Annotated in this window: 26 protein-coding genes and 1 other annotated feature; of the genes, 21 read left to right on the top strand and 5 right to left on the bottom strand. The window is 50.3% G+C overall.

Annotation, left to right across the window (positions count from 1 at the left end; translation table 11 throughout):
- Nucleotide 1 precedes the first annotated feature (1 nt).
- A complete protein-coding gene (locus P22_RS02235) occupies nucleotides 2-769 on the top strand; it encodes a TPM domain-containing protein (RefSeq protein ID WP_054258585.1) in 768 nt (255 codons plus the stop codon).
- 100 nt (nucleotides 770-869) lie between these two features.
- A complete protein-coding gene (rd, locus tag P22_RS02230; protein ID WP_054258584.1) occupies nucleotides 870-1,028 on the top strand; it encodes a rubredoxin in 159 nt (52 codons plus the stop codon).
- A gap of 78 nt (nucleotides 1,029-1,106) precedes the next feature.
- Here the strand turns inward: rd and P22_RS02225 are convergent, their stop codons facing one another.
- Entirely contained in the window at nucleotides 1,107-1,649 is a 543-nt protein-coding gene (locus tag P22_RS02225; RefSeq protein WP_054258583.1) for a DUF3231 family protein, read from the bottom strand.
- A gap of 189 nt (nucleotides 1,650-1,838) precedes the next feature.
- Between P22_RS02225 and P22_RS02220 the strand changes: the two genes are divergently transcribed.
- The 16 genes from P22_RS02220 to ilvB all read left to right on the top strand — a co-directional run bounded on the left by P22_RS02220 (nucleotide 1,839) and on the right by ilvB (nucleotide 19,218).
- Nucleotides 1,839-2,387 carry a methylated-DNA--[protein]-cysteine S-methyltransferase gene (locus P22_RS02220; RefSeq protein WP_054258582.1) on the top strand — a complete coding sequence of 183 codons (549 nt, stop codon included), beginning with the start codon at nucleotides 1,839-1,841 and terminating at the stop codon, nucleotides 2,385-2,387.
- Between the two features lie 28 nt (nucleotides 2,388-2,415).
- Nucleotides 2,416-3,216 (top strand): Cof-type HAD-IIB family hydrolase, encoded by an 801-nt coding sequence (locus P22_RS02215; RefSeq protein ID WP_054258581.1) that lies wholly within the window; start codon nucleotides 2,416-2,418, stop codon nucleotides 3,214-3,216.
- A 220-nt stretch (nucleotides 3,217-3,436) separates the two neighbouring features.
- Complete coding sequence (locus P22_RS02210) at nucleotides 3,437-4,171, top strand: phosphatase (RefSeq protein WP_054258580.1); 735 nt, start codon at nucleotides 3,437-3,439, stop codon at nucleotides 4,169-4,171.
- A 39-nt stretch (nucleotides 4,172-4,210) separates the two neighbouring features.
- On the top strand, nucleotides 4,211-5,104 hold the full coding sequence (gene rapZ / locus P22_RS02205) for an RNase adapter RapZ (RefSeq protein ID WP_054258579.1): 894 nt from the start codon (nucleotides 4,211-4,213) through the stop codon (nucleotides 5,102-5,104).
- A gap of 102 nt (nucleotides 5,105-5,206) precedes the next feature.
- Nucleotides 5,207-6,571 carry a gluconeogenesis factor YvcK family protein gene (gene yvcK / locus P22_RS02200; RefSeq protein WP_054258578.1) on the top strand — a complete coding sequence of 455 codons (1,365 nt, stop codon included), beginning with the start codon at nucleotides 5,207-5,209 and terminating at the stop codon, nucleotides 6,569-6,571.
- A 16-nt stretch (nucleotides 6,572-6,587) separates the two neighbouring features.
- Nucleotides 6,588-7,547 (top strand): DNA-binding protein WhiA, encoded by a 960-nt coding sequence (whiA, locus tag P22_RS02195; protein WP_054258577.1) that lies wholly within the window; start codon nucleotides 6,588-6,590, stop codon nucleotides 7,545-7,547.
- The gene (locus P22_RS02190) at nucleotides 7,531-8,292 is read left to right on the top strand and encodes a polysaccharide deacetylase family protein (RefSeq protein WP_054258576.1); all 762 of its coding nucleotides are present in this window, start codon (nucleotides 7,531-7,533) and stop codon (nucleotides 8,290-8,292) included. The genes whiA and P22_RS02190 overlap by 17 nt, the downstream gene beginning before the upstream one ends.
- A 59-nt stretch (nucleotides 8,293-8,351) precedes the next feature.
- Nucleotides 8,352-9,425 (top strand): copper amine oxidase, encoded by a 1,074-nt coding sequence (locus tag P22_RS02185; RefSeq protein ID WP_069972738.1) that lies wholly within the window; start codon nucleotides 8,352-8,354, stop codon nucleotides 9,423-9,425.
- 155 nt (nucleotides 9,426-9,580) lie between these two features.
- The gene (gene scfA, locus P22_RS19880; protein WP_069972737.1) at nucleotides 9,581-9,721 is read left to right on the top strand and encodes a six-cysteine ranthipeptide SCIFF; all 141 of its coding nucleotides are present in this window, start codon (nucleotides 9,581-9,583) and stop codon (nucleotides 9,719-9,721) included.
- 97 nt (nucleotides 9,722-9,818) lie between these two features.
- Nucleotides 9,819-11,207 (top strand): thioether cross-link-forming SCIFF peptide maturase, encoded by a 1,389-nt coding sequence (gene scfB, locus P22_RS02180; RefSeq protein ID WP_054258575.1) that lies wholly within the window; start codon nucleotides 9,819-9,821, stop codon nucleotides 11,205-11,207.
- A 327-nt stretch (nucleotides 11,208-11,534) separates the two neighbouring features.
- Nucleotides 11,535-12,965, top strand: a complete 1,431-nt coding sequence (rpoN, locus tag P22_RS02175; protein WP_054258574.1) for an RNA polymerase factor sigma-54 — start codon at nucleotides 11,535-11,537, stop codon at nucleotides 12,963-12,965.
- 240 nt (nucleotides 12,966-13,205) lie between these two features.
- Complete coding sequence (locus tag P22_RS02170; RefSeq protein ID WP_054258573.1) at nucleotides 13,206-13,865, top strand: MgtC/SapB family protein; 660 nt, start codon at nucleotides 13,206-13,208, stop codon at nucleotides 13,863-13,865.
- Nucleotides 13,866-14,015: 150 nt separating this feature from the next.
- Nucleotides 14,016-14,242: a binding site (T-box leader), on the top strand.
- 49 nt (nucleotides 14,243-14,291) lie between these two features.
- On the top strand, nucleotides 14,292-14,816 hold the full coding sequence (ilvN, locus tag P22_RS02165) for an acetolactate synthase small subunit (protein ID WP_054258572.1): 525 nt from the start codon (nucleotides 14,292-14,294) through the stop codon (nucleotides 14,814-14,816).
- The gene (gene ilvC, locus P22_RS02160) at nucleotides 14,797-15,789 is read left to right on the top strand and encodes a ketol-acid reductoisomerase (RefSeq protein WP_054258571.1); all 993 of its coding nucleotides are present in this window, start codon (nucleotides 14,797-14,799) and stop codon (nucleotides 15,787-15,789) included. The genes ilvN and ilvC overlap by 20 nt, the downstream gene beginning before the upstream one ends.
- A gap of 164 nt (nucleotides 15,790-15,953) precedes the next feature.
- A complete protein-coding gene (locus tag P22_RS02155; protein WP_054258570.1) occupies nucleotides 15,954-17,501 on the top strand; it encodes a 2-isopropylmalate synthase in 1,548 nt (515 codons plus the stop codon).
- A 55-nt stretch (nucleotides 17,502-17,556) separates the two neighbouring features.
- The gene (ilvB, locus tag P22_RS02150) at nucleotides 17,557-19,218 is read left to right on the top strand and encodes a biosynthetic-type acetolactate synthase large subunit (RefSeq protein ID WP_054258795.1); all 1,662 of its coding nucleotides are present in this window, start codon (nucleotides 17,557-17,559) and stop codon (nucleotides 19,216-19,218) included.
- 316 nt (nucleotides 19,219-19,534) lie between these two features.
- Here the strand turns inward: ilvB and dhaM are convergent, their stop codons facing one another.
- The 4 genes from dhaM to P22_RS02130 form a co-directional block, all read right to left on the bottom strand.
- Nucleotides 19,535-19,927 carry a dihydroxyacetone kinase phosphoryl donor subunit DhaM gene (gene dhaM / locus P22_RS02145; protein ID WP_054258569.1) on the bottom strand — a complete coding sequence of 131 codons (393 nt, stop codon included), beginning with the start codon at nucleotides 19,925-19,927 and terminating at the stop codon, nucleotides 19,535-19,537.
- A 1-nt stretch (nucleotide 19,928) separates the two neighbouring features.
- Entirely contained in the window at nucleotides 19,929-20,573 is a 645-nt protein-coding gene (dhaL, locus tag P22_RS02140) for a dihydroxyacetone kinase subunit DhaL (protein ID WP_054258568.1), read from the bottom strand.
- Nucleotides 20,574-20,591: 18 nt separating this feature from the next.
- Entirely contained in the window at nucleotides 20,592-21,587 is a 996-nt protein-coding gene (dhaK, locus tag P22_RS02135; protein ID WP_054258567.1) for a dihydroxyacetone kinase subunit DhaK, read from the bottom strand.
- A 116-nt stretch (nucleotides 21,588-21,703) separates the two neighbouring features.
- Nucleotides 21,704-22,003, bottom strand: coding sequence for a hypothetical protein (locus tag P22_RS02130; protein ID WP_054258566.1), 300 nt, complete (start codon nucleotides 22,001-22,003; stop codon nucleotides 21,704-21,706).
- 328 nt (nucleotides 22,004-22,331) lie between these two features.
- Here P22_RS02130 and P22_RS02125 point away from each other — a divergent pair, with 328 nt between their 5' ends.
- The 3 genes from P22_RS02125 (at nucleotide 22,332) to glpK (ending at nucleotide 25,812) form a co-directional block, all read left to right on the top strand.
- Nucleotides 22,332-22,922 carry a glycerol-3-phosphate responsive antiterminator gene (locus P22_RS02125; RefSeq protein WP_054258565.1) on the top strand — a complete coding sequence of 197 codons (591 nt, stop codon included), beginning with the start codon at nucleotides 22,332-22,334 and terminating at the stop codon, nucleotides 22,920-22,922.
- Nucleotides 22,923-23,471: 549 nt separating this feature from the next.
- Nucleotides 23,472-24,200: an MIP/aquaporin family protein gene (locus tag P22_RS02120; protein WP_054258564.1), complete on the top strand. Its 729-nt coding sequence runs from the start codon at nucleotides 23,472-23,474 to the stop codon at nucleotides 24,198-24,200.
- A gap of 112 nt (nucleotides 24,201-24,312) precedes the next feature.
- Entirely contained in the window at nucleotides 24,313-25,812 is a 1,500-nt protein-coding gene (glpK, locus tag P22_RS02115) for a glycerol kinase GlpK (protein ID WP_054258563.1), read from the top strand.
- The last annotated feature ends 354 nt before the right edge of the window (nucleotides 25,813-26,166 follow it).

Raw genomic sequence — 26,166 nt, 5'->3', positions numbered from 1 at the left:
GATGAAAAAATGGCTGGCCTGGCTGGCAGCGGGATTATATTTATTTATTGCGGCTGTAGCTTGGGCCCAGCCGCAAGTACCGCCTGCACCCACCCACAGTATTTATATACAAGATTATGCCGATGTCGTAAGCAGCGCTACCGAGCAGCGCATTAATGACCTTGGCAGCCGCCTAGCGGCTAAGACCAAAGCGCAGATTGTGGTGGTTACTGTCAAGACACTGGGGGATTCAACCCCTGATGAGTATGGCTTGGCGGTTTTGCGTCAATGGGGTGTGGGAGACAAAGAACTGAATAATGGCGTGGTCATGCTGGTAGCCGTTGATGACCATAAATCCCGCATTGAAGTAGGTTATGGTTTGGAAGGGGCTTTACCGGATGCAAAAACCGGCCGCCTGCAGGATGAGTACATGCTGCCGTTTTTTCGCCAAAACGATTACGACCGGGGTATTTTAAACGGGTACGTGGCGCTGACACAGGTGGTAGCGGCCGAATACGGCGCGGAAATTGCAACCGGGGGCCAGACTGCCAAGCCTGCTCCCGCACAGCAGGGTTCCTGGTTTGATACACTGCCGTGGTGGATGAAGGCCGTCGGTGTGGCCATGGTCATAGGAGTTTTGGTCTTTGACTGGGTTTTCCTGGGAGGAAATATTACCTGGCTGCTGTTGTCGCTGCTGCGGTTCCGCGGCGGTGGAGGAGGCGGTCCGGGAGGCCGCGGCGGATTTGGCGGCGGTTCCGGCGGGGGCGGAGGCTCCAACCGCCAGTGGTAATCTGCAGGTAAACCGGGATAGTTATGTATGGCCTGCGCTGTTATAGTACAGGCCGTACTACCTATAACTTAAAAAATCGTAAAAAAAGGGGATGGTAGTCATGGCAAAATGGGTATGTACAGTATGTAATTATGTTTACGACGAAGAACAAGGCGATCCGGATAGCGGTATTGCGCCGGGAACTCGTTTTGAGGACATTCCGGAAGATTGGGTTTGCCCGCTTTGCGGGGTTGGCAAAGATCAATTTGAACAACAATAAGTACATATAAAAAGCTTGCCGCAGCCTTTGCTGCGGTAAGCTTTTTTTACGGATATGTGCTGGCGGCCGCTAACCGTTTTAATGCTGGGTGATTTTGGCCAGGTGCGGCAGCCAGCCGCGGTCCAGCGCCAGTTGCAGCAGACGGTAATCCCAGTCCAGACCTTTGTCCAGCATTTCCCGGTACAGCAACGCCACATCCAGTTGATAGGATTGATGCAGCGCACCTAATAAGGCGGTCTGCGAAGCCTTGGCCAAGGTGGCTAAGGTCAGGGCGATTTCCCGGTCGCTGGCCCGGGCATCTTCCGGGATTTCCATAGGTGAGCGGTGCAGTGTGCGTTTTTGAAACTGCAGGCTGGGCACTTCGGCGCCGCTATTTTCCAGAAATGCTTCCGATTCTTCAATAAGAGAGCCGGTATGAGATTCAATGGCCTCTTTAATCAATTTCTTTAACTCGGCATCCTGGGCGTGATTATACATAATTTCCAAGATGACAATATTGAGTCTTCCCTGGCCTACAACGCCGTACAGACTGGCAGCTTCCAAATAATTAAGCGGCTCTTTGTCGAAGAACATATTAAAGATGTTGCGTGTTTCCGAGTTAACTCTATCCAGTAATGACATGGTGCATCCCCCCGATAAAATTTTGCCTGGTGCATTCCCCCGGCTGTAGACGCATTAAAAGCGGAATTAATGCGTTGGTAATGTATAGCATGAACGGATTGGAACAATTTCATGCATTAAGCAGGAGTTAAAAACAGGAGTGGCGAAAAAATTTAATAGATTTTGTCGGATGGAAGAAAGGGGCATGTTATGCAATACAATATGATCGACACGCGCTGGGGATTTATGGCAGCAGCCTGGTCGGACAGAGGGCTGTGGGCCATCAGTTTTCCCTATCAAACCCGGGAAGAAGCCGTGGCCGACCTGCCGCCCGGCTGGGAAAATGGTCATGCTTTACATGAATTGAGTGAAGCCCTGCGCCAGGAACTGAATGTATACTGGCAGGGTTTTCCGGTGGAGTTTACTTTGCCTATTGACTGGCAGGGGTATACGCCTTTCCAAAAAGCAGTGTTGATGTATACGGCTTCTATTCCTCACGGACAGACCCGGACCTACCGTCAGGCGGCGGCGGCCGCCGGCTCGCCGCAAGCAGCACGGGCGGCCGGCGGCGCTTTACACATCAACCGGACTCCGATTATTGTTCCCTGCCACCGGGTGGTGGGGAGCAATGGCAGCCTGACCGGTTTCGGCGGCGGACTGGACATGAAGAGGGCCCTGCTATTGCTGGAATCAACGCAGATACCGGAAGCGGAATCCGGAAATAAGCTGGTCGGGCACGGGCTGCCGGGGTATAATTAAGCTAGCTATATAAATTGGAGGAATTGGGATGACCATTAAATTAGTTGCATTAGATTTGGATGATACCCTGCTGGATTCCAAGCGAAGGGTATCACCCCGGGCAAAACAGGCTATACGGGCAGCGGTTGCGCAGGGCGTCATGGTAACGGTGGCAACCGGGCGCATGCATTCTTCGGCGCTTCCTTATGCAAAGCAGCTGGAACTGGATGTGCCGATTATCACTTATAACGGAGCGCTGATTAAAGCCAGCCTGTCGGGGGAAGTTTTGTCAAACCGCCCGGTACCGCGGCAGGTGATGGACGAGATATTGGCTTTGTTCCGGGAAAAGGGCTGGTACCTGCAATTGCATATTGACGATGTGCTGTATGTCAAAGAATATAATGACCGGGTACGGCTGTATGAAGAAACCGCCGGTGTCAAAGCGGAGGTTGTCGGCGACCGGTTTTATACCATTCCCGGCGAAGCGAGCAAAATGCTGACCATTGCGGAAGCGGACACCATACAAGAGATTCAGAAGGTTATGGGAAAACGTTTTGCCGGCCGGCTGAGTATGGCCGTCTCCAAACCGCAGTATCTGGAAATGACGCAGCTCGGTGTGAATAAGGGCTGGGCCTTGCATTTTCTGGCGCAAAAGCTGAACATTGGTCCTGAGTCGGTTATGGCTGTCGGTGATTCGCAGAATGATCTGGACATGATTGAATATGCCGGCTGGGGTGTAGCTATGGGTAATGCCTCGGAAAGAGTAAAAGCAGCAGCGCAGGCCGTGACGCGGGGGCATGACGAAGACGGTGTGGCGGAAGCGATCGAAAAATATGTTTTGCGGCGGTAAATACCATGCAGCTGACAGAAACCGGAGGATTAATCCGGTGGCTGGCAGCTGTTTCATTTTTTGCTTTTTCGGTTATTTTGCCATATAATATGTAGAGGCATGAGAGGTTTTGTTGTTGTTTGACTGATGATTATCGCCGGCCTGATTTTTTGGGTGGAATATTTGGCGGTAGATATAAGGAAATTTAGTTTGCAGGGGTGTTAAGGAGGAGAAAAGCAGTATGAGTCTTGTCGCAGATTTGCATATTCATACGGTTGCCAGCGGCCATGCCTACAGTACCGTTCTGGAAAACGCCCGTGTGGCGGCCGATAAAGGACTGGCGATGATTGCCATTACGGACCATGGGCCCAGGATGCTGGGAGGGCCGCATGAGTATCATTTTGCCAACCTGGTCGCCATACCGGATGAATTGTTTGGTGTCCGGGTCTTAAAGGGAATCGAGGCCAATATTATTGGCCCGGACGGCAGTATTGACTTAAGTGATGAACGGCTGAAAAAGCTGGATTTGGTTATGGCCGGTTTTCACAGCGAAAGTTACCATGCCGCTTCCGTGGAAGAAAATACGCAGACTATGATCAATACCGTTAAAAATCCCTGGGTGGATGTTATTGTTCATCCCGGCAATCCCGGTTTTCAGATTGATGCCGAAGCGGTGGTAAAAGCCGCAGCCCAGTATGACGTGGCGCTGGAAGTAAACAACAGTTCCCTGGTGCGTTCACGTCAGGGCAGCCGCCCTTATTGCAGCCGGATTATACAATTAGCCAAACAATACGGAGCGAAAATGATTGTGGGAACGGATAGTCATTTTGCCTACCATATTGGCGATTTCGCAGCGGCCCTGGCGCTTTTAGAGGAAAACGGAGTAGCGGAGCGGGATATGCTAAATTCTTCGGTTGAAAAAATCATTGCGCACTTGTCCCGGCGTCAGAACCGCCTGCGCCCTGTCGTAATGTAATTATATAAGAGCGAATCATTGCAGAAAGAGGTGATATGCATGCAAGATGTACGCCTGGTCATTATCACCGGAATGTCCGGAGCAGGCAAAACCCAGGTTGTCCGTACGATGGAGGATATCGGTTATTTTTGTGTCGATAACCTGCCGCCGGCGCTGATTCCCAAATTCGCCGAACTTTGCACCCAGTCTGCCGGCCAGGTGAATAAAGTTGCCCTGGTGGTGGATATCCGGGGGCGGGAGTTTTTTGACACCCTGCTTCAGGTGCTGGAAGAAATGGAAAACCAGGGGTATGTGTATGAAATCCTGTTTTTGGAGGCGTCGGATGAAACATTAATCCGGCGTTATAAAGAAAGCCGCCGCCGTCACCCGATGGCGCCGCATGGCCGCATCAGCTCCGGTATTGCCAGTGAGCGCGTGCGGGTGGAACAGGTCCGGGGCCGGGCCAATCATATTATCGATACTTCGGTTACCACCACGGCTGAACTTAGAGATAAGGTAGTTTCTTTATTTGCCTGCGAATGTACTCAGGAACGCATGCAAATTACGGTTGTTTCCTTTGGGTTTAAACATGGCATGCCGCTGGATGCCGATATGGTATTTGATGTGCGTTTTTTACCAAATCCTTTTTATGTTGAATCATTGCGGCGGAAAAGTGGCACAGTAAGGGAGGTTGGCGATTATATCTGGAAATGGCCCATTACTCAGCAGTTCATGGAAAAATTGCTCGGCCTGGTGGATTTTTTAGTTCCTAATTATATTCAAGAAGGCAAGAGCAACCTGGTCATCGCGATCGGCTGTACAGGGGGGATGCACCGCTCGGTGTTTGTCGCCCATAGGCTGTATGAAAATCTTCGCAGCAAGGGCTATAAAGTCAACATTGAACATCGGGATGTCTCACGCAATGAAGTGGAACTCCATCATGAATCCTGCTAGTAGTGTGTCAGCCTTAAAACGGTAGGATAATGGTTGATACGGTATTAGTGGCCGGATGAATAATTGGAATTAGCTGGTAAAGAGCAGAGGTGTAATGCGATTATGCATTTTTTAAAATGGTTGTATCCGGGAATGAAGTTGAAGCGCTGGCTATTGCTGTTTTCTGTGGGAGTAATGGCGGCAAGTCTCGGGCTGGCTATCATTTTTAACTATAAATATGTCGGGGCTTTGGAAGAAGCTATTTTCCGGATGGTATATCTGACTACCGGCAATTATTATTATGCCGTAACGACCATCGCCGGAACCCTGGTTGTGGCTTTGGGGCTGCTGGTGATGACCTTTGCTACCAGGCAGATTATCCGCTCGGTCATCAGCGTGCTGGTACCGGACGGCCATGACCGGCTGGTGGAAATTATTTTTCAAAAACGCAAGTTGAACCGGGGACCGGCGGTAGCCGTAATCGGCGGCGGCACCGGCTTGTCGGTGTTGCTGCGCGGCATAAAAAGCGTGACCAGCAATGTAACGGCGATTGTTACGGTAGCCGATGACGGTGGTTCTTCCGGGCGGCTGAGATCGGACCTGGGGATCATTCCGCCGGGGGATTTGCGCAACTGTCTGGTGGCTCTGGCCGATACCGAACCTCTGATGGAAAAACTCTTTCAGCACCGCTTTGGCGGCGAAGGCAGCCTGGCCGGGCATAGTTTCGGCAATTTGTTTATTGCCGCCATGACCGAGGTGCTGGGGGATGTCGAGCAGGCTTTGAGGGAATCCAGCAAGGTATTGGCGGTACGGGGGAAAGTACTGCCTTCTTCGGTGCAGACCATCCGCCTGCTGGCTGAAATGGCTGACGGCAGCATCGTTGAGGGCGAATCCAATATTCCGCTGGCTAACCAGCGGGTAAAACGGGTATTTATCAGCCCGGAGGATGCCGTGCCGGTGGAAGGTGCCCTGGAAGCCATCCGGGAAGCCGATGCGGTTGTTTTAGGTCCGGGAAGTTTGTATACCAGTGTTTTGCCCAACCTGCTGGTCAAGGGGGTTGGAGAAGCGCTGCGGCAGACGCAGGCCGTTAAAATATATATTTGCAATGTAATGACCCAGCCGGGTGAAACCGACGGCTTTACGGCAGCGGACCACGTCCGGGCGCTGATTGATCATATCGGTCCGGGAGTGATTGACTATGTTGTCGTCAATTCGCAGGAAATCGCACCGGTCCTGCAGGAAGTGTACGCCAGCCAGGGAGCTTATCCGGTTCTTCCGGACGCCGAGGCGATTGAGGCGCTGGGGGTTAAGGTGATCAAGGCCAATGTGATCAGTGAAACCAACTTGGTGCGCCATGATCCGTTAAAATTGTCGCGTACCATTGTTTCGATGATTTACAAACTGACGGTCAATTCGGAACGGATGCGCCTGCTGGATTATTATCTGATTGGTGAAAACATAAAGGAACTAAAAGACTTGGAAAAATAGAGCGGAGTGACGGTAAGTGTCTTCTTTTTCCAGTGAAGTAAAAAATGAACTGGCCCGGGTAGTGGGGGAACAAAGCTGTTGTCACATCGCCGAACTGGCATCGCTGATGCGCATGGGGGGGACGATGCTGATCGGCGGCAACAGCAATCTGGGGATTACCTTTACTACGGAAAACGCCGCTGTAGCCCGTAAGGTACTGTCCCTGATAAAAAATGGTTTCAATTTGAAAACCGAAGTTGTGGTTACCCGGGGGCGGCGTCTTAAGAAAAACAATTCCTATTTGCTGAAGGTGGTTCCTTCGCCGGTTGTGACCAGTCTGCTGTCTGCTTTGGGCATCATGCGGGATGACAATATCAATGTGGGGCGGGATACCGGTATTTTGCGCAAGTCCTGCTGTCGGCGGGCTTATTTGCGCGGCGCCTTTTTAGGAGGAGGGTCGGTAAATAAGCCGGAGGGGGATTATCATCTGGAGCTGGTTACAGGTAATCAGGATTTTGCCAAAACACTGGTGCGTTTACTGAAAAACAGCGGCTTGCCGGTTGGGATGACCGAACGCAAGCATGATTATATCGTTTATTTAAAAGACGGAGATGCCATTTCCTCCCTGCTGCGGATTGTTGGTGCCCATAATGCCCTGCTGGCATTTGAAAATGTGCGGGTAGTCAAGGAGATGCGCAATCAGGTCAACCGGCTGGTGAACTGCGAAACGGCTAACCTGCAAAAAACAGTGAATGCCGCCGTCCGCCAGGTAGAAAATATCCGGCGGATTCAGGAAACGATCGGTTTGGATAAATTACCGCAGAATTTAAAGGACACGGCAAAACTGCGTTTGGAATACCCGGATGCTACCCTGAATGAATTGGTGGATGCTGCAGGCGGCATAGTCGGCAAATCCGGCATGAATCACCGGCTGCGCAAACTGGAGGAAATTGCCTGCGGGCTTTTACATGGAGGAAAAGATGAATCGCAGAACTAAAACGGCGGCTGCCTTGGCAGTCGTTCTTATATTGTCACTGGGCTGGCTGCTTTATCCTGCACCCGGGGTGCCGATTCTGGCCTACCATAAGGTGTGTGAAGAAGATAATCTGTATGCCGTTTCGCCCGGCGAGTTTGAGGAACAGATGCGTTATTTAGCGGAGCACGGCTACACGGCTATTTCACTCCGGGATTATTTTGCGGCAGCTTCCGGGGAGCGGCAGCTGCCGGATAAGCCGGTGATTATTACCTTTGATGACGGGTATGATAACAATTATCTGCAGGCGCTGCCGATTATGGAGAAATACGGTATGCATGGTACGGTCTTTGTGGTTAGCGGCTATGTGGAAGCCTATCCGGGGTATCTTTCGTGGCCCCAGATTGCGGACATGCTGCAAAGAGGCACGGAAATCGGATCGCATACGGCCAGCCATGTGCAGCTGGATCAAATCAGCCTGGAGGAAAGGCGGCAGGAAATTGTAGAATCAAAGTCGCTACTGGAACAGCATACTGGGGTGCCGGTGGAATTTTTGGCCTATCCTTATGGCGGGTATGATCAGGCAACCGAGGATATTCTCCGGGAGGCCGGCTATATCGGTGCCTGCAGCGGCGAACCCGGTCTTAACCAGGGAACGGATCATGCCTATGCCTTGAAGCGGATTAACATACCCCATCCCAAATGGGGGCTGTGGGAATTCCGGCTGCGTCTGTTGCGGGCTGACATTTATAGTAAACTGAACATTTAGTTTACATAATTTCAAAATCTTGCTATAATGGTTCTAATATTGCTTATAGGAGGTACAGAGTGAGGACATACAGTAACTTAGCGGGAATTGTAGTACTAACTGCGCTGTTAACAGGGGGAAGTGTTTTCGCCGCACCACCGTCCGGACAATCCGTCAACCTGCAGGCCAATCTGTTGCAAAAGCCGGAGTGGCAGGTGATGGCATCCGTCTATGGCGGTAAGCTGATATTGTCGGACAGTCCGGAAATGGTGTCGGAAGACGGCATTATGTATCAGGATGTGGTGAATGGCGATGCCCGGCTGTTTTTCCATCATGTCAATGCAACCAAACAAAATAAACGGATCATCGTGCTTTTCCAAAATAAGGGGACGGAACCTGCTGCGATTACTGTTTATCAGAAGGGAATCAGCGGCCCGGGACTTAACTATCTGGCAATTGGCAAAGCCGTACAGACGGAATATATGAAGGGCTTGGACATCCATGTTCTAAAAGCTCCGGCCCAGGGAGCCGTCAGCCTGGTTGACGAAGTGGTGCAGCCCGACATGCTGCTTAACGGCATGTACGATTTTAAAACCGATAAACCGGTAATGGTCACCGTGCTGATGATGCCGACGAACGCCAGTGTGAAAACATTCGCTGCCGGGGCTAAGGTATTGCCGGCCGATCAGTACCGCTTGCGGGGAACTTTTGAGGGACGTGACCGGCTGTTTATTCCGGAAAAAGTGTATCGTCCCGGCCAGGACGGCCCTGTTGCCCTGACGCTGGCCGACAATCAAATTGACCGCTACGCCTGGGGCATTGATGCCACGGATGGTTCCAAAGTACAAAACTATGGAAATTACGGAGTAGTGTATAAGCTGTATCTGCCATCGGAGCCGAAAGGTAAAATTTCCTGTTACTTAAATCCGCGGGGCGGGGTATATGCGGGATCCATGGGAGTTAAATACCGTCATACCGTGCTGGCCCCGGTAGATACACCGGCGGATAAACTGCTTATCGGTGAAAGTACGGAACAGGAAGCCGCCTTAATCGGTACCTATGATGCCGGTCAGTCGTTATGGCTGACCTTCAGCCCGCCGGGGGCGTCCAATCTGCCGGTAAAACTGTTGCTGGTGCCGGAAGAAGACAAATAGTATGTCAAACCTAAAGATACATAAGCTGAGCCTTCCTGCCGGGAGAGCGCAGGCTGCTGTTTTGTCGTGAAGCAGCGATGTTTGGACTTGATTAAGTGTCGAAAAGCATATACAATAGATAGGTAAAGCATATTGTTTGTTGAGGAGGGATTACGATGGCAAAACATATTTTTACAGCGAATACTGCTTCTCTGAAAAATACCGTACATACCGGCGGCTGTGGAGAATGTCAGACTTCTTGCCAGTCAGCATGCAAAACGTCCTGCACGGTTAGCAATCAGGTCTGCCAGAAATAATTGTTGACAGATAGTCCCTTGCCGTTACGGCAGGGGACTTACTTTATGTCCGGTCTTGCGGAATCCGGCAGTAAATAATGCGTAAAAAGGTGGAAATATGGAAGGTAATCATTTAATTCATAAATTTTTGATCAATGATACGTATGTTCTTCTGGATATCAACAGCGGAGCGGTACACGTGATTGATGAGATGGTATATAACATTCTGGATGTGTTTACCGGCGACAATGATGAGATGGTGATGGACCGGTTTGGTGACAGGTATGCCAAAGCAGATCTAGAGGATATTCTGGAGGAACTTCATGCATTGAAGGAGCAGGGACTTTTATTTTCACCGGAACTTGAGGTGCCGCCGACCTTCAGTGAAAAACCGGTTGTTAAATCGCTCTGCCTGCATGTGGCCCATGACTGCAATTTGCGTTGTGGCTATTGTTTTGCCGGAACGGGTGATTTCGGCCACGGACGCAGTTTGATGCCCAAAGAGATAGGGGAGCGGGCTGTAGAGTTTATCATTGAACACAGCGGTCCGCGCCGCCATTGTGAAATTGACTTTTTTGGCGGCGAACCGCTGATGAATATAGAAACGGTAAAACATGTGGTTGCCTATGTCCGGCGGCGGGAAGCCGAGACTGGAAAGATTTTTAAGTTGACCTTAACGACTAACGGTGTATTATTGCGGGATGAAATCAACCGGTTTCTGAATGAAAATCATATCAGCCTGGTGCTGAGTCTGGATGGCCGCCGCGAGGTTCATGACCGGATGCGGCCGTTTGCCGGAGGCTCCGGCAGCTTTGACCGGGTTCTGGCCAATCTGCGCCGTACCGTGGACTCCCGTAATGGTCAGGATTATGTTGTGCGTGGTACGTATACGGCTCATAACCTGGACTTTGCCGCCGATGTGCTGGCCATGGCCGATATGGGCTTTCGGCAATTGTCGGTTGAGCCGGTGGTCAGCCAAGAAGGGGAATATGCCCTGCAGGAGGAGCATTTGCCGGTTTTGTTTGCACAATATGAACTTTTGGCTAAGGAATATATCAACCGCAGGCTGGCAGGAAGGGGTTTTAACTTTTTCCATTTTAACATGGATATTCATAACGGCCCCTGTGTTGCCAAGCGCTTAAGCGGCTGCGGCGCCGGCCATGAATATTTTGCGGTCACCCCCGACGGGGAATTGTATCCCTGCCATCAGTTTGTCGGTCGGGAAGAATTTCTGCTGGGAAACATCTATGACGGGGTGAAAAATAATGAACTGCCGCTCCGCTTCCGCCAGACTCATGTATTAAAGAAGAATGAATGCCGGAACTGCTGGGCCAGATTTTACTGCAGCGGCGGCTGCCATGCCAATGCCCATGCCTTTAATGGCAGCATCGACAAACCTTACGCTCTCGGCTGCGCATTGCAGAAAAAACGGATTGAATGTGCGTTGATGATTCAGGCCAAACTTGCGATGATCGAACAGAAACAACATGATTCCAACCGCGGATGAAAAGCTGACGAAAGGGAAAATATACGGTATATCCGGCAAGCTGTTCGGCATAGGTATGATAACAGAAAGCTACGGCAGCCGGCCGGATTACTGTCTATTTATCCGCTATGCAGGGAAATAGATTATTTTGTCGAAAATAAGCAAATAGACAAAGTTGGAGCCGCCCTGGCCAATGATCTCACACGGTTGTCAGGCCGCGACAGCAGGAGCCGATGTCCGGTCTGCCCGGGACAAGTTGCCCATGGGAAGGCCGGGCGCCAGGCCGGTCAGCCGGTGTTCAGCGCCGCGTATTCCGGTCAGCGGGTCTTGAAGTAGAGGGGGGAGGATATGCATTTAGATTTTGGTCTGAAACTGGAAACGACACAAAAACTGGTTATGACGCCGCAACTGCGCCAGGCAATCACTATATTGCAGTTGTCTTCGCAGGATTTGTCCACCATGGTGGAACAAGCCATCCTGGAAAATCCTATGTTGGAAGTAGACAGCCGGACACCGGCGGAACATGAGATAGACAGTGCTTATGAGCAGGCGGAAAAAACGGCTGACAACGATGCAACGTTGAGTGAATATTTTGATTGGGCGGAATTTTTTAATGACGGCACCGATCCCGGCTATAATTCCCCGGCAGCGAAGGAAAAACCATCGCTGGAATTTTACGTGGCTAACACCGTTTCTTTGCAGGAGCATTTGGAACTGCAGCTCCAATTGTCACTGCGGCGGCCGGAATTACTGGAGGTCGGCAAGTATTTAATCGGCTGTATTGATGGAAACGGTTATCTGACAGCGACCATTCAGGAGACTTCCGAAGCATTTAGACTGAGCCCGGAGATTGTGGAGCAGGTGCTGGCGCTGATTCAAAGCTTTGATCCGCCGGGTATTGGAGCGCGTGATTTGCGGGAATGCCTGATTATTCAGCTGGAGCAGCGTACTATTAACAATAGTTTTCAAAATATTGCTAATGGTATAGATAATCAGATTGTTCGGGTGATTATTGAGGAGTATCTGGATGCAGTGGCAGCCGGCAAATTTAAACTCATTGCGGAGAAACTAAACTGCAGTGTGCAGCAGATTCAACAGGCCGTGGATCTGATCCGTACCTTTGATCCTAAACCGGGGCGGGCTTTCGGCGGCAGCCAGCCGACTTACATTGTGCCCGATCTCAGCGTGGAAAAGGTCAACGGTGAATACGTGATTTTGATTCATGACGATATTCCTCATCTGACCATCAGTCCTTATTACCGGCGGGCAGTCCGTGATGCGGACGACAGCACGAAGAAGTTTGTTGAAAACCGGGTTAATGCGGCTGTCTGGCTGATCAAAAGCATTGAGCAGCGGCGTAATACGCTGATCAGTGTTATGCAGGCCATCGTTCATTTTCAAAAGGAATTTTTTGAAGAGGGGCCGCATTTATTAAAAACCCTGACGATGAAAAAAGTGGCCGATCAGATTGGCGTGCATGAATCAACCGTCAGTCGCGCGACCGCCAATAAATATGTGGATACCCCGTTTGGTGTGTTTAGTTTGCGGTCCTTCTTCACTGCCGGTGTTCAAAGTTCCGATGGCGAGGATGTTGCCTCCGCCAATGTCAAACGGGAAATGAAAGAACTTATCAATAAAGAAGATGCCACCCGGCCGCTCAGTGACCAGGCGTTGGCCGATATACTGAAAGAAAAGGGAATTGCGGTATCGCGCCGTACTGTGGCCAAATACCGTGAAGAGATGGGGATTGCGGCGTCGGGTAAGCGCAAAAGATATTAAATTAAAATGGCTGCCGCCGATTTTCTGCAGGCGGTGGATAAACTGCGACAATTACAGCAAAAAGTCCGGCTGAAAAAAATAACTGAAGACTTCTGTTAAAAAGACGGCAGGGGTCTTTTCTTTTTCTAAAGAGCGATTCCTGGTTTGCACACAAAGAGGCTCTGGAATTTTGTCCGGATAATTAGTATATATTAACAATAGAATGACTTACCGCTAAGAGAAAAAGTGGGGATTGCAAGTATGATCACTGATGGAGAAACAGCCTTGCGATTAATTGTTTCCGCCATATTGGGCGGGATTATCGGTTATGAAAGACAGGCCAAACACAAATCGGCCGGGTTGCGGACCAACATGCTGGTAAGTATTGGATCCTGCCTGATTATGATCCTGTCAATCAATTTATATGGAAGGGTGCAGGGACTGACCAATGCCGATCCGGCACGTCTGGCGGCACAGGTAGTCAGCGGTATCGGCTTTTTGGGAGCCGGTAGCATTATGAAGGAAGGGCTGACCGTTAAAGGACTGACAACCGCCGCCAGTTTGTGGGTGGTGTCCGGTATTGGTTTGGCGGTAGGCGGGGGTTTTTATGTCAGCGCGCTGTTAGCTACTTTTTTGATTTTTGCTATTTTAGTCATCCTGACCCGCATGGAAGCCACATTGTATAACAAGCAGTTTGTCAATCTGGTTGTCACCAGTACCGATAAACCGGAGCAGATCGGCGCTATCGGCTCCTGTCTGGGGAGTCTGGGCGTAAGTATCCGGGACATTAAAATCGAAGAGAGCAATCATATGATTTTGTTTCATCTGGTGCTGCAGTTTCCTGAAGACCAGGATGTCAACTGCGTTTCGGCCAGACTGGCCGCCATTCCGGGAATTTATTCGGTAAAATGCGAATCGTAACTGTCCTGGTTTTGGCCAAGAAAGATGAAAACTCAGGGATTTTTTTCATAAATGTATTGACAAATGACAGATGTATTGGCATAATGTATTCAATGTTACAAACTTACTTAAGGCTTAGCGGACAGTGAGTTGCGTAACGTAAGCTTGCAAATAAAGGTTATGATTGGGATAAAACGACATATCCTGCTGCAGAGAGCCGGTGGTTGCTGCGAACCGGTGCGAAGTGTCGCCATAGCTCACCCATGAACTCCTCCCTTGAAGCCGGCATTGATCCGGTTAGAGAGAGGCGCTTGCCGGGCGTTGAACGGAAGTCGGCTTGCATTTTACCGGCGCGTGAGTGAAATGTAGGGTGGTACCGCGGTTTAACCGCCCCTATTGACGCAAGGTCAATGGGGGCGGTTTTTAGTTTTACAAAGGAGGGATAAAGTGAGGCAGGTTTTATCCATTTTGGTGCAGAATCAGCCAGGAGTATTGGTCCGGGTTGCCGGTATGTTTTCCCGGCGGGGTTTTAATATTGACAGCCTCACTGTTGGTGTTACCCAGGATACTGAGTACTCCCGGATTACGGCTGTCGTTTGCGGCGATCAGTCGGTGGTTGATCAGGTGACCAAACAACTGGAAAAACTGGTGGAGGTTGTGGCAGTACAAAGTTTGTCGCAGATTTCTTCCGTAACTAGAGGAATGGCGCTATTAAAGGTTCGTGCCGGGGATAAACGCACGGAAGTGCTGAAGCTGGCCGAAGTGTTCCGGGCCAATGTGGTGGATGTACAGGAGACCACACTGACGCTGGAGATTACCGGCGATGAGGAGAAAATCAATGCATTAGCCGATTTGCTGGTTCCCTACGGACTTCTGGAAATGATCCGCACCGGTCTTATCGGACTGGCGCGGGGTGAAAATACAATTTATCAATATGAGGAGAGCGATAGAAATGGCGAGAATGTACTATGATCAAGATGCAAACTGGGAAATGATTCAGGATAAAACGGTGGCCGTTATTGGTTTTGGCAGCCAGGGACACGCGCATGCCCTCAACCTAAAAGACAGCGGTGTGAAGGTTATTGTCGGTTTGTACAAAGGCAGCAAGTCCTGGACAAAAGTAGAAGAAAGCGGCCTTAAAGTGGCTACCGTTGCCGATGCTGTGGCTGCTGCGGATATCACCATGATTTTGATTCCCGATGAAAGACAGGCACAGGTATACAAAACGGAAATTGCACCTAATCTCAAAGAAGGGGCGGCGCTTGCTTTTGCCCATGGCTTCAATATTCACTTCAACCAAATTGTGCCGCCGGCCAATGTAGACGTATTTATGGTCGCTCCGAAAGGACCCGGACATCTTGTCCGCCGGGTATATACCGAAGGCAAGGGCGTTCCCTGCGTTATGGCCGTATACCAGGATTATACCGGCAATGCCCAGGAAACAGCACTGGCTTATGCCCGCGGCATCGGCGGCACCAGAGCCGGTGTTCTTACCACTACATTCCAGGAAGAAACCGAAACGGATTTATTCGGTGAACAGGCAGTGCTTTGCGGCGGTGTAAGCGCCCTGGTTAAAGCCGGTTTCGATACCTTGGTGGAAGCCGGATATCAGCCGGAAATTGCTTACTTTGAATGCTTCCACGAACTGAAGTTGATTGTCGATCTTATGTATGAAGGCGGACTGGCCAACATGCGCTATTCCATCAGTGATACTGCCGAGTACGGTGACTACATGACCGGTCCGCGAATTGTAACTGATGAAACGCGGACGGAAATGAAAAGGGTTCTGTCTGAAATCCAAAACGGCGTGTTTGCGAAAAAATGGATTTTGGAAAATCAGGCCAACCGTCCGGAATTTACTTCCATCAGACGCAAAGAAGCGGCACAGGAAATCGAAGTGGTTGGTGCAAAACTCCGTTCCATGATGTCCTGGCTGAAAAAATAAGTACCGGTCAGATAAACCGGCCTGGACGACCGGCAGAAGACACGCTATATTAGGTAAGTAAAATGCGTCATGAGGATATGAATGCTGCGATGGTATTTTGACTTTCGTTTTCATATCATCATGACGCAACACATTTATACCAGTTTAGGAAAAGAGGGATGGATATGGATATACCCGTCATCAAAATATTTGATACCACTTTGCGTGACGGAGAACAGACTCCGGGTGTTTGCCTGGAGGTTGGGGAAAAACTGGAGATAGCGCAGGCTCTCGCCAAGCTGCGGGTGGATGTGATTGAAGCGGGGTTTCCTATTGCTTCCCCCGGCGATTTTACTGCGGTCAGTCAAATTGCGGCTAAAGTCAAAGGACCGGCAATTGCCGGTTTGGCCAGGGCCGGGCAAAAAGACATTGATGCCGCAGTCAATGCGCTCAAACAGGCGGAGCGGCCCCGGATACACACCTTTATCGCCACCAGTGACATTCATCTGGAATACAAACTGAAAATGACCCGGGAACAGGTATTGGCCAGAGCGGAAGAAGCGGTGCGCTATGCCAAAAGATTTGTCGAGGACGTGGAGTTTTCCGCCGAGGATGCTTCGCGTTCGGACTGGGAGTATCTTTGCCAGGTGTATACCGCAGTGATTCATGCCGGCGCTACGGTCATTAACATTCCCGATACGGTAGGGTATGTAACACCCGCTGAATTTGGCGCACTGATCAGATATATCCGCGAACATGTGCCCAACATTCACAAAGCGGATATCAGCGTTCACTGTCATGATGATTTGGGCATGGCGGTGGCCAATTCCCTGGCAGCCGTTGAGAATGGCGCTACCCAGGTGGAATGTACGGTCAACGGACTGGGAGAGCGGGCCGGCAATGCGTCGATGGAAGAAATCATTATGGCTCTTCATACCCGCAAGGAATTCTATAAGGTGGATACCCGTATCGATACCAAACAAATTTACCGTGCTTCGCGTCTGGTCAGTACGTTAAGCGGTATTGTGGTTCCTCCCAACAAAGCTGTGGTGGGTGAAAATGCCTTTGCCCACGAATCCGGCATTCATCAGCACGGTATTTTAAATAATTCACTGACTTATGAAATTATGCGTCCCGAAGACGTGGGCATCAGTCGCAATGCCATTGTTTTGGGGAAACATTCCGGGCGTCACGCTTTTGAAGACCGGCTGCGGGAGTTGGGCTTCGAACTGGACAGTGATGCCGTCAATGTATTGTTTGGCCGCTTTAAAGAACTGGCTGACCGCAAGAAGATGGTGTTTGACCGGGATATCGAAGCCCTGGTTAATGAAAAGGTAACCTTAAAACCGGAATGGTACCGGCTGTCCTATCACCATGTGGTCAGCGGCAACCGGATGCTGGCTACGGCCACCGTACGGCTGGAAACCAGCGCCGGCATTGTGGAGCATGCCAGCTGCGGAGACGGACCGGTTGACGCCAGTTTTAAGGCCATTGAAGCCGCGGTGGGCTTTAAGGTTAGTCTGCGCGACTACGCCATCAAGGCGGTTACTTCCGGTGAGGACGCGCTGGGGGAAGCCATTGTCTGGGTGGAATGTGACGGCCGTCCGTTCAGTGGACGCGGCTTGAGTACCGATGTAATTGAAGCCAGCGCCAAAGCTTATGTCAATGCCATTAATAAAATGATTGCGGTCTGCGGTGTTCCTGAAGACAAAATCAGCGGAAAGCAGGCATAACCAAACATAACGAAAAGAAAGCATGCCGGGTAAGAGGCAAGGAGGGGTTGCGATGATAACCGGGGCGCAAGCGGTAATCGCGTGTTTGTTGGAACAAGGAGTGGATACGGTATTCGGTTATCCGGGTGGGACGGTGCTGCCGCTTTATGATGCGCTGCGTGACGCAGCTTCGCTTAGGCACATTCTTACCGTTCACGAACAGGGGGCTGCCCATGCCGCCGACGGGTATGCCCGGGCCAGCGGGCGGGTTGGCGTGTGTATTGCCACCTCGGGTCCCGGCGCAACCAATCTTGTTACCGGATTAGCTGCGGCGTATATGGATTCCATACCGGTGGTAGCCATTACCGGCCAGGTGGCGACCGGTGTGATTGGCCAGGATGCCTTCCAGGAAATTGATATTGTCGGCATGACCATGGCCATTACCAAACATAATTTTCAGGTTAAAGAGGTCAGCAAACTGCCGGAAATTATGCGCCAGGCTTTTCACATTGCTTCTTCCGGCCGTCCGGGGCCGGTGCTGGTCGATATACCCCGGGACGTGCAAAGCGCAGAACTGGATTTTTATGAAGCACCACCTAAAAAACTGCGGGAATGGCATATTTCCTCCTGTATGGAAACGAAGCTTAAGGAGGCGGCTCTGCTTATTGAAGAAGCCAAGCGGCCAGTTATTCTTGTGGGCGGCGGGGTTATTCAGGCCGGAGCGGAGCAGGAAGTTTTTGCTTTGGCCGAAAAATGCCGCCTGCCGGTAGTCAGTACGCTGATGGGATTGGGTGCTTTCCCCGCCTCACATCCCCGCTTTTTGGGGTTGACCGGTTTGCATGGCCATAAAGCGGCCAATAGCACCATTCATTATGCGGATACGATTATTGCTGTCGGCTGCCGGTTTAGCGACCGCGTGACCGGTGACCGTGAACGGTATGGAGAACAAAAACAGGTCATTCATATTGATATTGATCCGGCTGAGATTGACAAAAATATTGTAACCCATATCGGCCTGCCCGGTGATATTAAGAAAATCCTGGCTTACATTGAAGAGTATGCTCAGCAGGGCCCGGTGGAGCGATGGCTGAATACCATTTCTTCCTGGCAGGAGGAATTCGCTCCGCGATATACTGCGGACTATTTGACGGTTCCCTGGATTATGAACAATATTGCCCGGCAGACTGCGGGCCGGAAGGTGGTGTTTGCCACCGATGTCGGACAGCATCAAATGTGGGCGGCTCAGCACCTTAAGATTGAAAAACCCCGGACCTGGCTGACGTCGGGTGGCTTGGGGGCTATGGGCTATGGTTTGCCCGCCGCTATGGGAGCGCAGTTTGCTGTCCCGGAAAAACGTGTCGTCCATCTTGCCGGCGACGGCGGCATGAAAATGACCGGTAATGAGCTCTATACCATTGCATCGCACTGTCTACCGGTTATTTCCGTTATTTTTGACAATCACGGACTGGGTATGATCAGACAGATGCAGCATGCGCTGTACCGTCAGCGTTATTCATCGTGCTGTTTGCCGCCGGGCATGGATTTTACGCTGTATGCCAAAAGCTTTGGCGTCAACAGTGTCGCCGTCGATAGCGCCGAAGGATTTGCCGCAGCCTTTGCCGATGCTCTGTCGGTACGGGAACCGCGGGTGATTGTAGCCAAGGTTTACAAAAAAGAATTTGTCTTGCCGATGACCATGCCCGGTTCTACATTAAATAACTATATTGAAATGGAATAAAGAGTGGAAACAATAGAAGGGACTATCGCAAAATGCTTTTACTTATTTGTAAGAGCATGTAAATATAGTGGCAGTAAACTACCCTTCTTTTGGCATCGCCCCAAAAGAAGCAAAAGGGCTAGGCCTGTCTTCCAAAATACTTGAAAAATTGCCGGCTTACTAAAATCCGTAAACTCGCTCGCTCAAACAAACGGATTTCTTAACGTAAGCCGGCAATTTTTCATCCTACGGAACGTATTTTTCCAGAAAAGGCCGAACGGGAAGAATGAAACGGGGCAGCTGCAATTTTCTTATTGCAACATTCTCTTTTTTTCCGTTATACTTTCTCCAGATTGCGAGCCTGTTCGGCGGTCCGGACTACTTCCGGCAGTTCTGAACCCAGAGAAGCCTGGACGGCTGCGCTGACGGCCCCTTCGACAATGGGGGCATTGGCGATTTTTACCCGGCTCCTTAATGGCTCTTCAATGAGTTCCAGGGCCATATCGGCGGATAACACGGCACTTCCCAGGTCAGCCAGAATGACCACGCCGCTGCCGTCATCGGCGGCCTGTAAAGCTGCGGCTATTTTTACCGGATCGGTTCCGATACCGCCATCAGCCGTGCCGCCGGCGGCAATAATTTTCTGGCCGGAACCGGCCATTTGATAAGCCATGTCGCAGATTCCTTCGGCTATTTTCGTGCTGTGCGATACAATAACCAAACCTACCAAATTAACTAACCTCCGCATTTTTTTTCGTAAAATCGGTAATAGTCCTTAGAATCAGATAACAGGAGGAGGCACCCGGATCCTGGTGGCCGATGCTGCGTTCCCCGAGATAGCTGGCGCGGCCTTTGGTTGCAGCGATGGTTTTTGTATATTCGACGCCCTGCGAGGCGGCACCGCAGGCTGCTTCCAGGCATTCGGACAGCGGCCGGTTCTGTTCCAGCGCTTCTGTAAAGGCCTGATAAGCCGGTTCCAGAGCGTCGAGCATAGTCTTTTCGCCGGAAACGGCTTTGCCGCGGTCTTTTATTCCCTGCAAAGCGGCACCTAACATGGCCTGTACCGTTTGGGCATCCGGCGGAGCGTACTCCTGGGGAGCCTCCCCGGCGGCACGGAGAAAGGCTGTACCATAGAGCGGCCCGGAGGCTCCGCCTACGGTGGAGATCAAGGTCATACCGATAGTTTTTAGTAAAGCCGCCGGCGTTGTTTCAGCGGGTAACCCGGCTATTTTAGCGGTAACGGCTTCGAACCCCCGTGCCATATTGATTCCGTGATCGCCATCCCCGATGGCGGCATCCAGCGAGGTCAGCCAGTCTTTATGGCTGCTGATAGCTTCCTGTACGGCGCAGGTAAGAGCGGAAAGTGTATTATCCATGGTCTAACAGGACCTCCTTTAAAATTGAACCAGAGCCGGGGTGTCTGCCGGTGCCAGCAGCAAGTCCTTCAGTTCACTGTCCAGTTTCAGAAGAGTGATGGAGAATCCTGCCATTTCCAGCGAGGTCATGTAATTGCCGACAAAGGTTTTTACGGTATGAATGCCTTTAGCTTTTAACAATGAAGCCACTTTGTTGTTGACTATGTAGAGCTCCATGGCCGGCGTTGCGCCAAGCCCGTTAATGAGTACGGCCACCTCTTCGCCGGCTGCAACCGGCATATCGGCCAATATTTTATCCAGCAGCGTGGCGGCCGTTTCATCGGCCGTGCGAATGATTTCACGGTGAGTGCCCGGTTCGCCGTGAATGCCCATGCCGATTTCCACTTCGTTTTCCGCCAGGGTGAAGCTGGGTTTGCCGGCAGCCGGTACAGTGCAGGGTGACAGGGCCATACCAAAGGAGCGGACATTTTGAATGGTTTTTTCGGCAATGCGTTTGACTTCGGACAGATCGGCTCCTGTTTCCGCTTTGGCACCGGCCAGCTTGTGCACAAAAATGGTACCGGCAATACCGCGGCGGCCAATGGTCCAGGTACTGTTTTCCACGGCTACGTCGTCATTGACCGTGACCCTTTCCACCGTAATGCCGTCGGCCGCAGCCATTTCCGCAGCCATTTCGAAATTCATGACATCACCGGTGTAGTTTTTGATGATCAGCAGTACGCCGCTGCCGTTATCCACGGCTTTGACGGCTTCGTATACCTGGTCGGGCGTCGGGGAGGTAAACACGGCACCTGCCACTGCGCCATCCAGCATGCCTTTGCCGACAAAACCGCCATGAGCCGGCTCGTGGCCGCTGCCGCCGCCGCTGACCAGAGCCACTTTGTTTGGTGCTTTTTGGGCACGCACCAGCACATTTGCACCTTCCAGACGTTTGACGTATTGCGGATGCGCGGCAGCAATTCCCTGCAGCATGTCCTCGACCACTTGTTCCGGGACATTAATGATTTTTTTCATCTCCAGAAACCTCCTTATTTAAAAATAGTACATATAATAAAACCCAAGCCCCCCGTGCATAGGCATCGTCCGCTAAGCCGGCAGCCTGCAAACAGGAAGATTGGATTTTATGAACGTTACTTTTTCTTGCCAAAGTCGGTTGTGGCAAAACCTTTGCCGGGAGAAGCGCAGTTCTCGGCAGCTATTTTGGTTTTATCCGTACGGGCAAAGCCCATACCGGCGGTGCTGCAGTCATTTTCCTCTGCTGTTTCCTCCGGAGCCGGGGTTTTTTCAGCAGCATCGGTAGTGGCGAAGCCTCTTTGCGGCAAGCCGCAGTTTTCCGGTGCTATGTTTGCCCCTCCTTCGGTACGGGCAAAGCCCATGCCGGCAGTACTGCAACTGTTTTGATCCTGGAACTGATTTTTCTTATCCGTCATAGTACCTCCTCCTTTACATGACTTTTAGGGATAATCGGTGTAACAGGGACAAAGATCAAGATATTGCCACGAGATTCCAGGTCTGAACACAGATGCTGATTAGATCATAGTATTTCAACCAGGAATTGTCAATATTTTTTGCAAAATTCTTTCTATTATTCAACGCAACTATTTCTACCTTGCAGAATATTCACCGAGTATCTGCTGACGGGACGCCTGAACGGCAGGAAAACAATAAACATTTGGAGAAAGCTTAATTTGGCGTTATAATTATATTCATTGATGTCCATGCATACTATTAACAAAGAAGATTGTGAGGGGATGAGGATTGCAGGTTCCTGGTATTTTAAAGACGATTGTCAATGGACCTATTATTCCGGCAGTTCGTACGATTCAGGATTTCAAACATGCGATGATGCACACCGCGGCTCCGGGGGTGATCGTGTTATTCGGGGATATTAATACAATATCCAGTTTATTGGAACAGGCAAAGCAATACAAAAAACGATTGATACTGCATTTGGACTTACTGGAAGGCATCGGCAGGGATAAAGCGGGAATTAATTTTTTAGCGCGGCAGGGAGTTTCCGCTGTCATTACGACCAAGACTCAGATCGGCAGAATGGCACACGAGGATGGTATGATTGTCATTCAAAGACTCTTTTTGATGGACTCGGAGGCTGTGCGGACAGGTATCAATGCTGCCCGGACCTTAAAACCGGACGCGATCGAAATTTTACCCGGTACCGTTTCCAGCAACATTATCAAGAAGCTGGTTGCGGAAGTCGGTTTGCCGCTGCTGGCGGGTGGTCTGGTCCAGACGGAAGAGGAGGTACTGACCGCATTGCGCAATGGCGTATATTCGGTGAGTACCAGCAAACGGGAATTATGGAATTTTGTTGTGCCTGAGGAGAAATAGTACGTACATAATTTGGATGGCGAACTTTATAAAAAAATTAAATATGTATTCTGTTTGGTTGAATGGTTCTAGAGCGTTTTTTACTTATAAATGCTTTTTAGAACCATTTTTTCTTTTGTTTACACTAAGAACAAAAGGACTTTTTAAAAAAAATTATTTATTTTTGCAGGAATATTTAGAATTATACAGAATAGTCATAGTATTAGAATGTTGGCAAATCTTCATCTGCTTGTAAAAGGTCAAGGCTGGCTGGTGGATGTGGATAAAGCGGCAGGAGTTCGCTGTTAACAAGGTAAGAAAAAAGTCTGGAGCAATGTGGCTGCAGTTTATAAGGCAAGGACGCTAGAGATAGAGAAGTCCGAAAAATTGTTATGGTTGTGCCATGGCTCTTTTTCGGACTCTTTTTGTTAGAAGCAGGTTGTACAAAGCAGCGGAGAAAATAGTGGTTATATATATTTGCCGCTGCTTGTATATAACTAGAATCAAGGAGGTGAAAAAGAGCAGTTCGGGAATTCCAGTAGTCATTCATACTAATAAGGAGGAACGTCAATGACTAATTTGTTTGGTGAATTTTTCGGAACAATGGTGTTAATTATTTTTGGCGGCGGGGTTGTTGCCAATGTTTTACTTAAGGACTCAAAAGGTAACGGTGGCGGCTGGATTGTCATCACGGCAGGATGGGCTTTTGCGGTTTCTCTGGGTGTTTTTGCAGCACAGGCAACGGGGGCTCCGCAGGCCGACCTGAATCCGGCGGTGACATTTGCCAAATTACTGGCCGGCGGTGTGTATGCCACTGACCAGGCGCTTTTCACCATGGCGGCGGAAATGGCCGGTGCTTTTGTCGGTGCCGTTATTGTTTGGCTGGCTTATCTGCCGCACTGGGAAATTACCGATGATCCCGGACTTAAACTGGCTGTTTTCTCAACCGGTCCGGCAGTCCGCAATACGATGGCCAATTTTTTATGTGAAGTCATTGCCACAGCCATGTTAATGCTTGGCATCTGGGTGATCTTTTCGAAAGCAACCGGTTCGATTCCTCCCGGAGTCGGTCCTTATCTGGTAGGCATATTGATTTGGGCCTTGGGCTTGAGCCTGGGCGGACCAACCGGATATGCCTTAAATCCGGCCCGTGACCTGGGACCCCGCATTGCCCACGCCGTATTGCCGATCGCCGGCAAGGGTTCCTCCGATTGGGGATATGCCTGGATTCCGGTTGTTGCCCCGATGGTTGGCGGCGGTATTGCTTATGTGATTGCCAAAGCTTCCGGTATTATTTAATCATATTATCACATGATGGTTTGCCGTGGAGAATTAGTAGATACTGTTCAGCTGCAGCAGACGACAGGCTTATCTTCGCGGATGCTAATAAAAAATGAAGGAGTAGATCGGTGTGAGTAAAAAATACGTTATGGCGTTGGATCAGGGCACTACCAGTTCGCGGGCTATTATTTTTGATAATGAATCGAATATAGTTGCGGTATCGCAAAAGGAATTTACGCAAATTTTCCCGAAACCGGGCTGGGTGGAGCACAATGCGGAAGAAATTTGGAGCACACAGATCGGAGTTGCAGCCGAGGCTGTGGCCAAAGCGGGTTTAAATGCGACGGACATTGCTGCCATCGGGATAACCAATCAGCGTGAGACCACCGTGATCTGGGACAAAGCTACCGGCAAGCCGGTATACAATGCCATCGTCTGGCAGTCGCGCCAAACGGCAGGCATTTGTGATGAATTAAAAGCCAAGGGGCTGGAGCAGACTTTCCGGGATAAAACCGGTTTGGTTGTGGATGCTTATTTTTCCGGTACAAAAGTGAAATGGATTTTGGATAATGTGCCCGGGGTACGGGAGAGAGCGGAAAAATGCGAATTGCTGTTTGGTACCATGGATACCTGGCTGATTTGGAAACTGACCGGCGGGAAAGTGCATGTTACCGATTATTCCAATGCTTCCCGGACGTTGATGTATAATATTAATGAACTCAAATGGGATGAAGAATTGCTGGCAGCCTTGACCGTTCCCGCATGCCTGCTGCCGGAAGTCCGTCCGTCCAGCGAAGTGTACGGCACTACCTCTCCGGAAGTGTTCCTGGGAGCTTCCGTACCCATTGCCGGCGCTGCCGGTGACCAGCAGGCCGCTTTGTTCGGGCAGACTTGTTTTGAAGAAGGCATGGCAAAGAATACCTATGGCACCGGCTGCTTCATGTTGATGAATACCGGCTCCAAAGTGTATAAATCGGCTAACGGGCTGGTTACTACCATTGCCTGGGGGATTGACGGCAAAGTGGAATATGCGCTGGAGGGCAGTATTTTTGTTGCCGGTTCCGCCATTCAATGGCTGCGCGACGGCTTGCGGATGATTGAAGACGCGCCGGATTCCGAGTATGTAGCCGGCAAGGTAAAAGATACCGAAGGCGTTTATGTGGTGCCGGCTTTTGTTGGATTAGGCGCACCGTATTGGGATATGAAAGCCAGAGGTGCTATTTTCGGACTTACCCGAGGCGTAAAACGGGCTCATATTGTCCGGGCTACCTTGAATTCACTGGCTTATCAGACGAAGGATGTCCTTAGCGCCATGGAAGCGGATTCCGGAATCAAACTGCAGGCGCTGAAAGTGGACGGCGGTGCGGTAGCCAATAATATTCTTATGCAGTTCCAGGCCGATATCTTAGGCGTTCCGGTCGACCGGCCGCAAATTATCGAAACAACTGCACTGGGGGCTGCTTATCTGGCCGGTTTGGCGGTGGGAGTGTGGAAGGATAAAAAGGAACTGGGATCAAGCTGGAAGATCGATAAATCCTTTGCTCCGACACTGGACGCCCGGGAAGCTAAAAAGCTGTATGCCGGCTGGCAAAAAGCCGTTAAACGTTCGATGGACTGGGAAGAAGAGTAAAGGACAGTCTAAAAAACAGGGGAAAGCAGCTCTTCCGGTATTGGTAAAAAGAGCGGCTTTCCCCGCCTTTGTATCGGGAAAGGGAAGGCGAAGCCGGACGGCTATTTATGCGAAAATTATTTACAATTTCTCAGCGGCTTAACACTTGTTAAAAATAATATATTGCAGTATTCAGATTTTTATTATATGATAGATGTAGCAGGACAAGTAAACCTATACAGGGACGCAAAAGCAAAGAGAAGTCCATTAATAAACTATGAAGGCATAGTCTTATTTGGGGGCTTCTCTATTTAGTTTGTTTACGGTAATAAGTCCTGATATGATTTTTCTGAATTTTTGTTATTGACCGGTACG

Source organism: Propionispora sp. 2/2-37 (genome assembly GCF_001298735.1).
In the GTDB taxonomy this organism is placed as follows: Bacteria; Bacillota; Negativicutes; order Propionisporales; family Propionisporaceae; genus Propionispora.
This window is presented reverse-complemented; position numbering and strand designations above follow the sequence as displayed.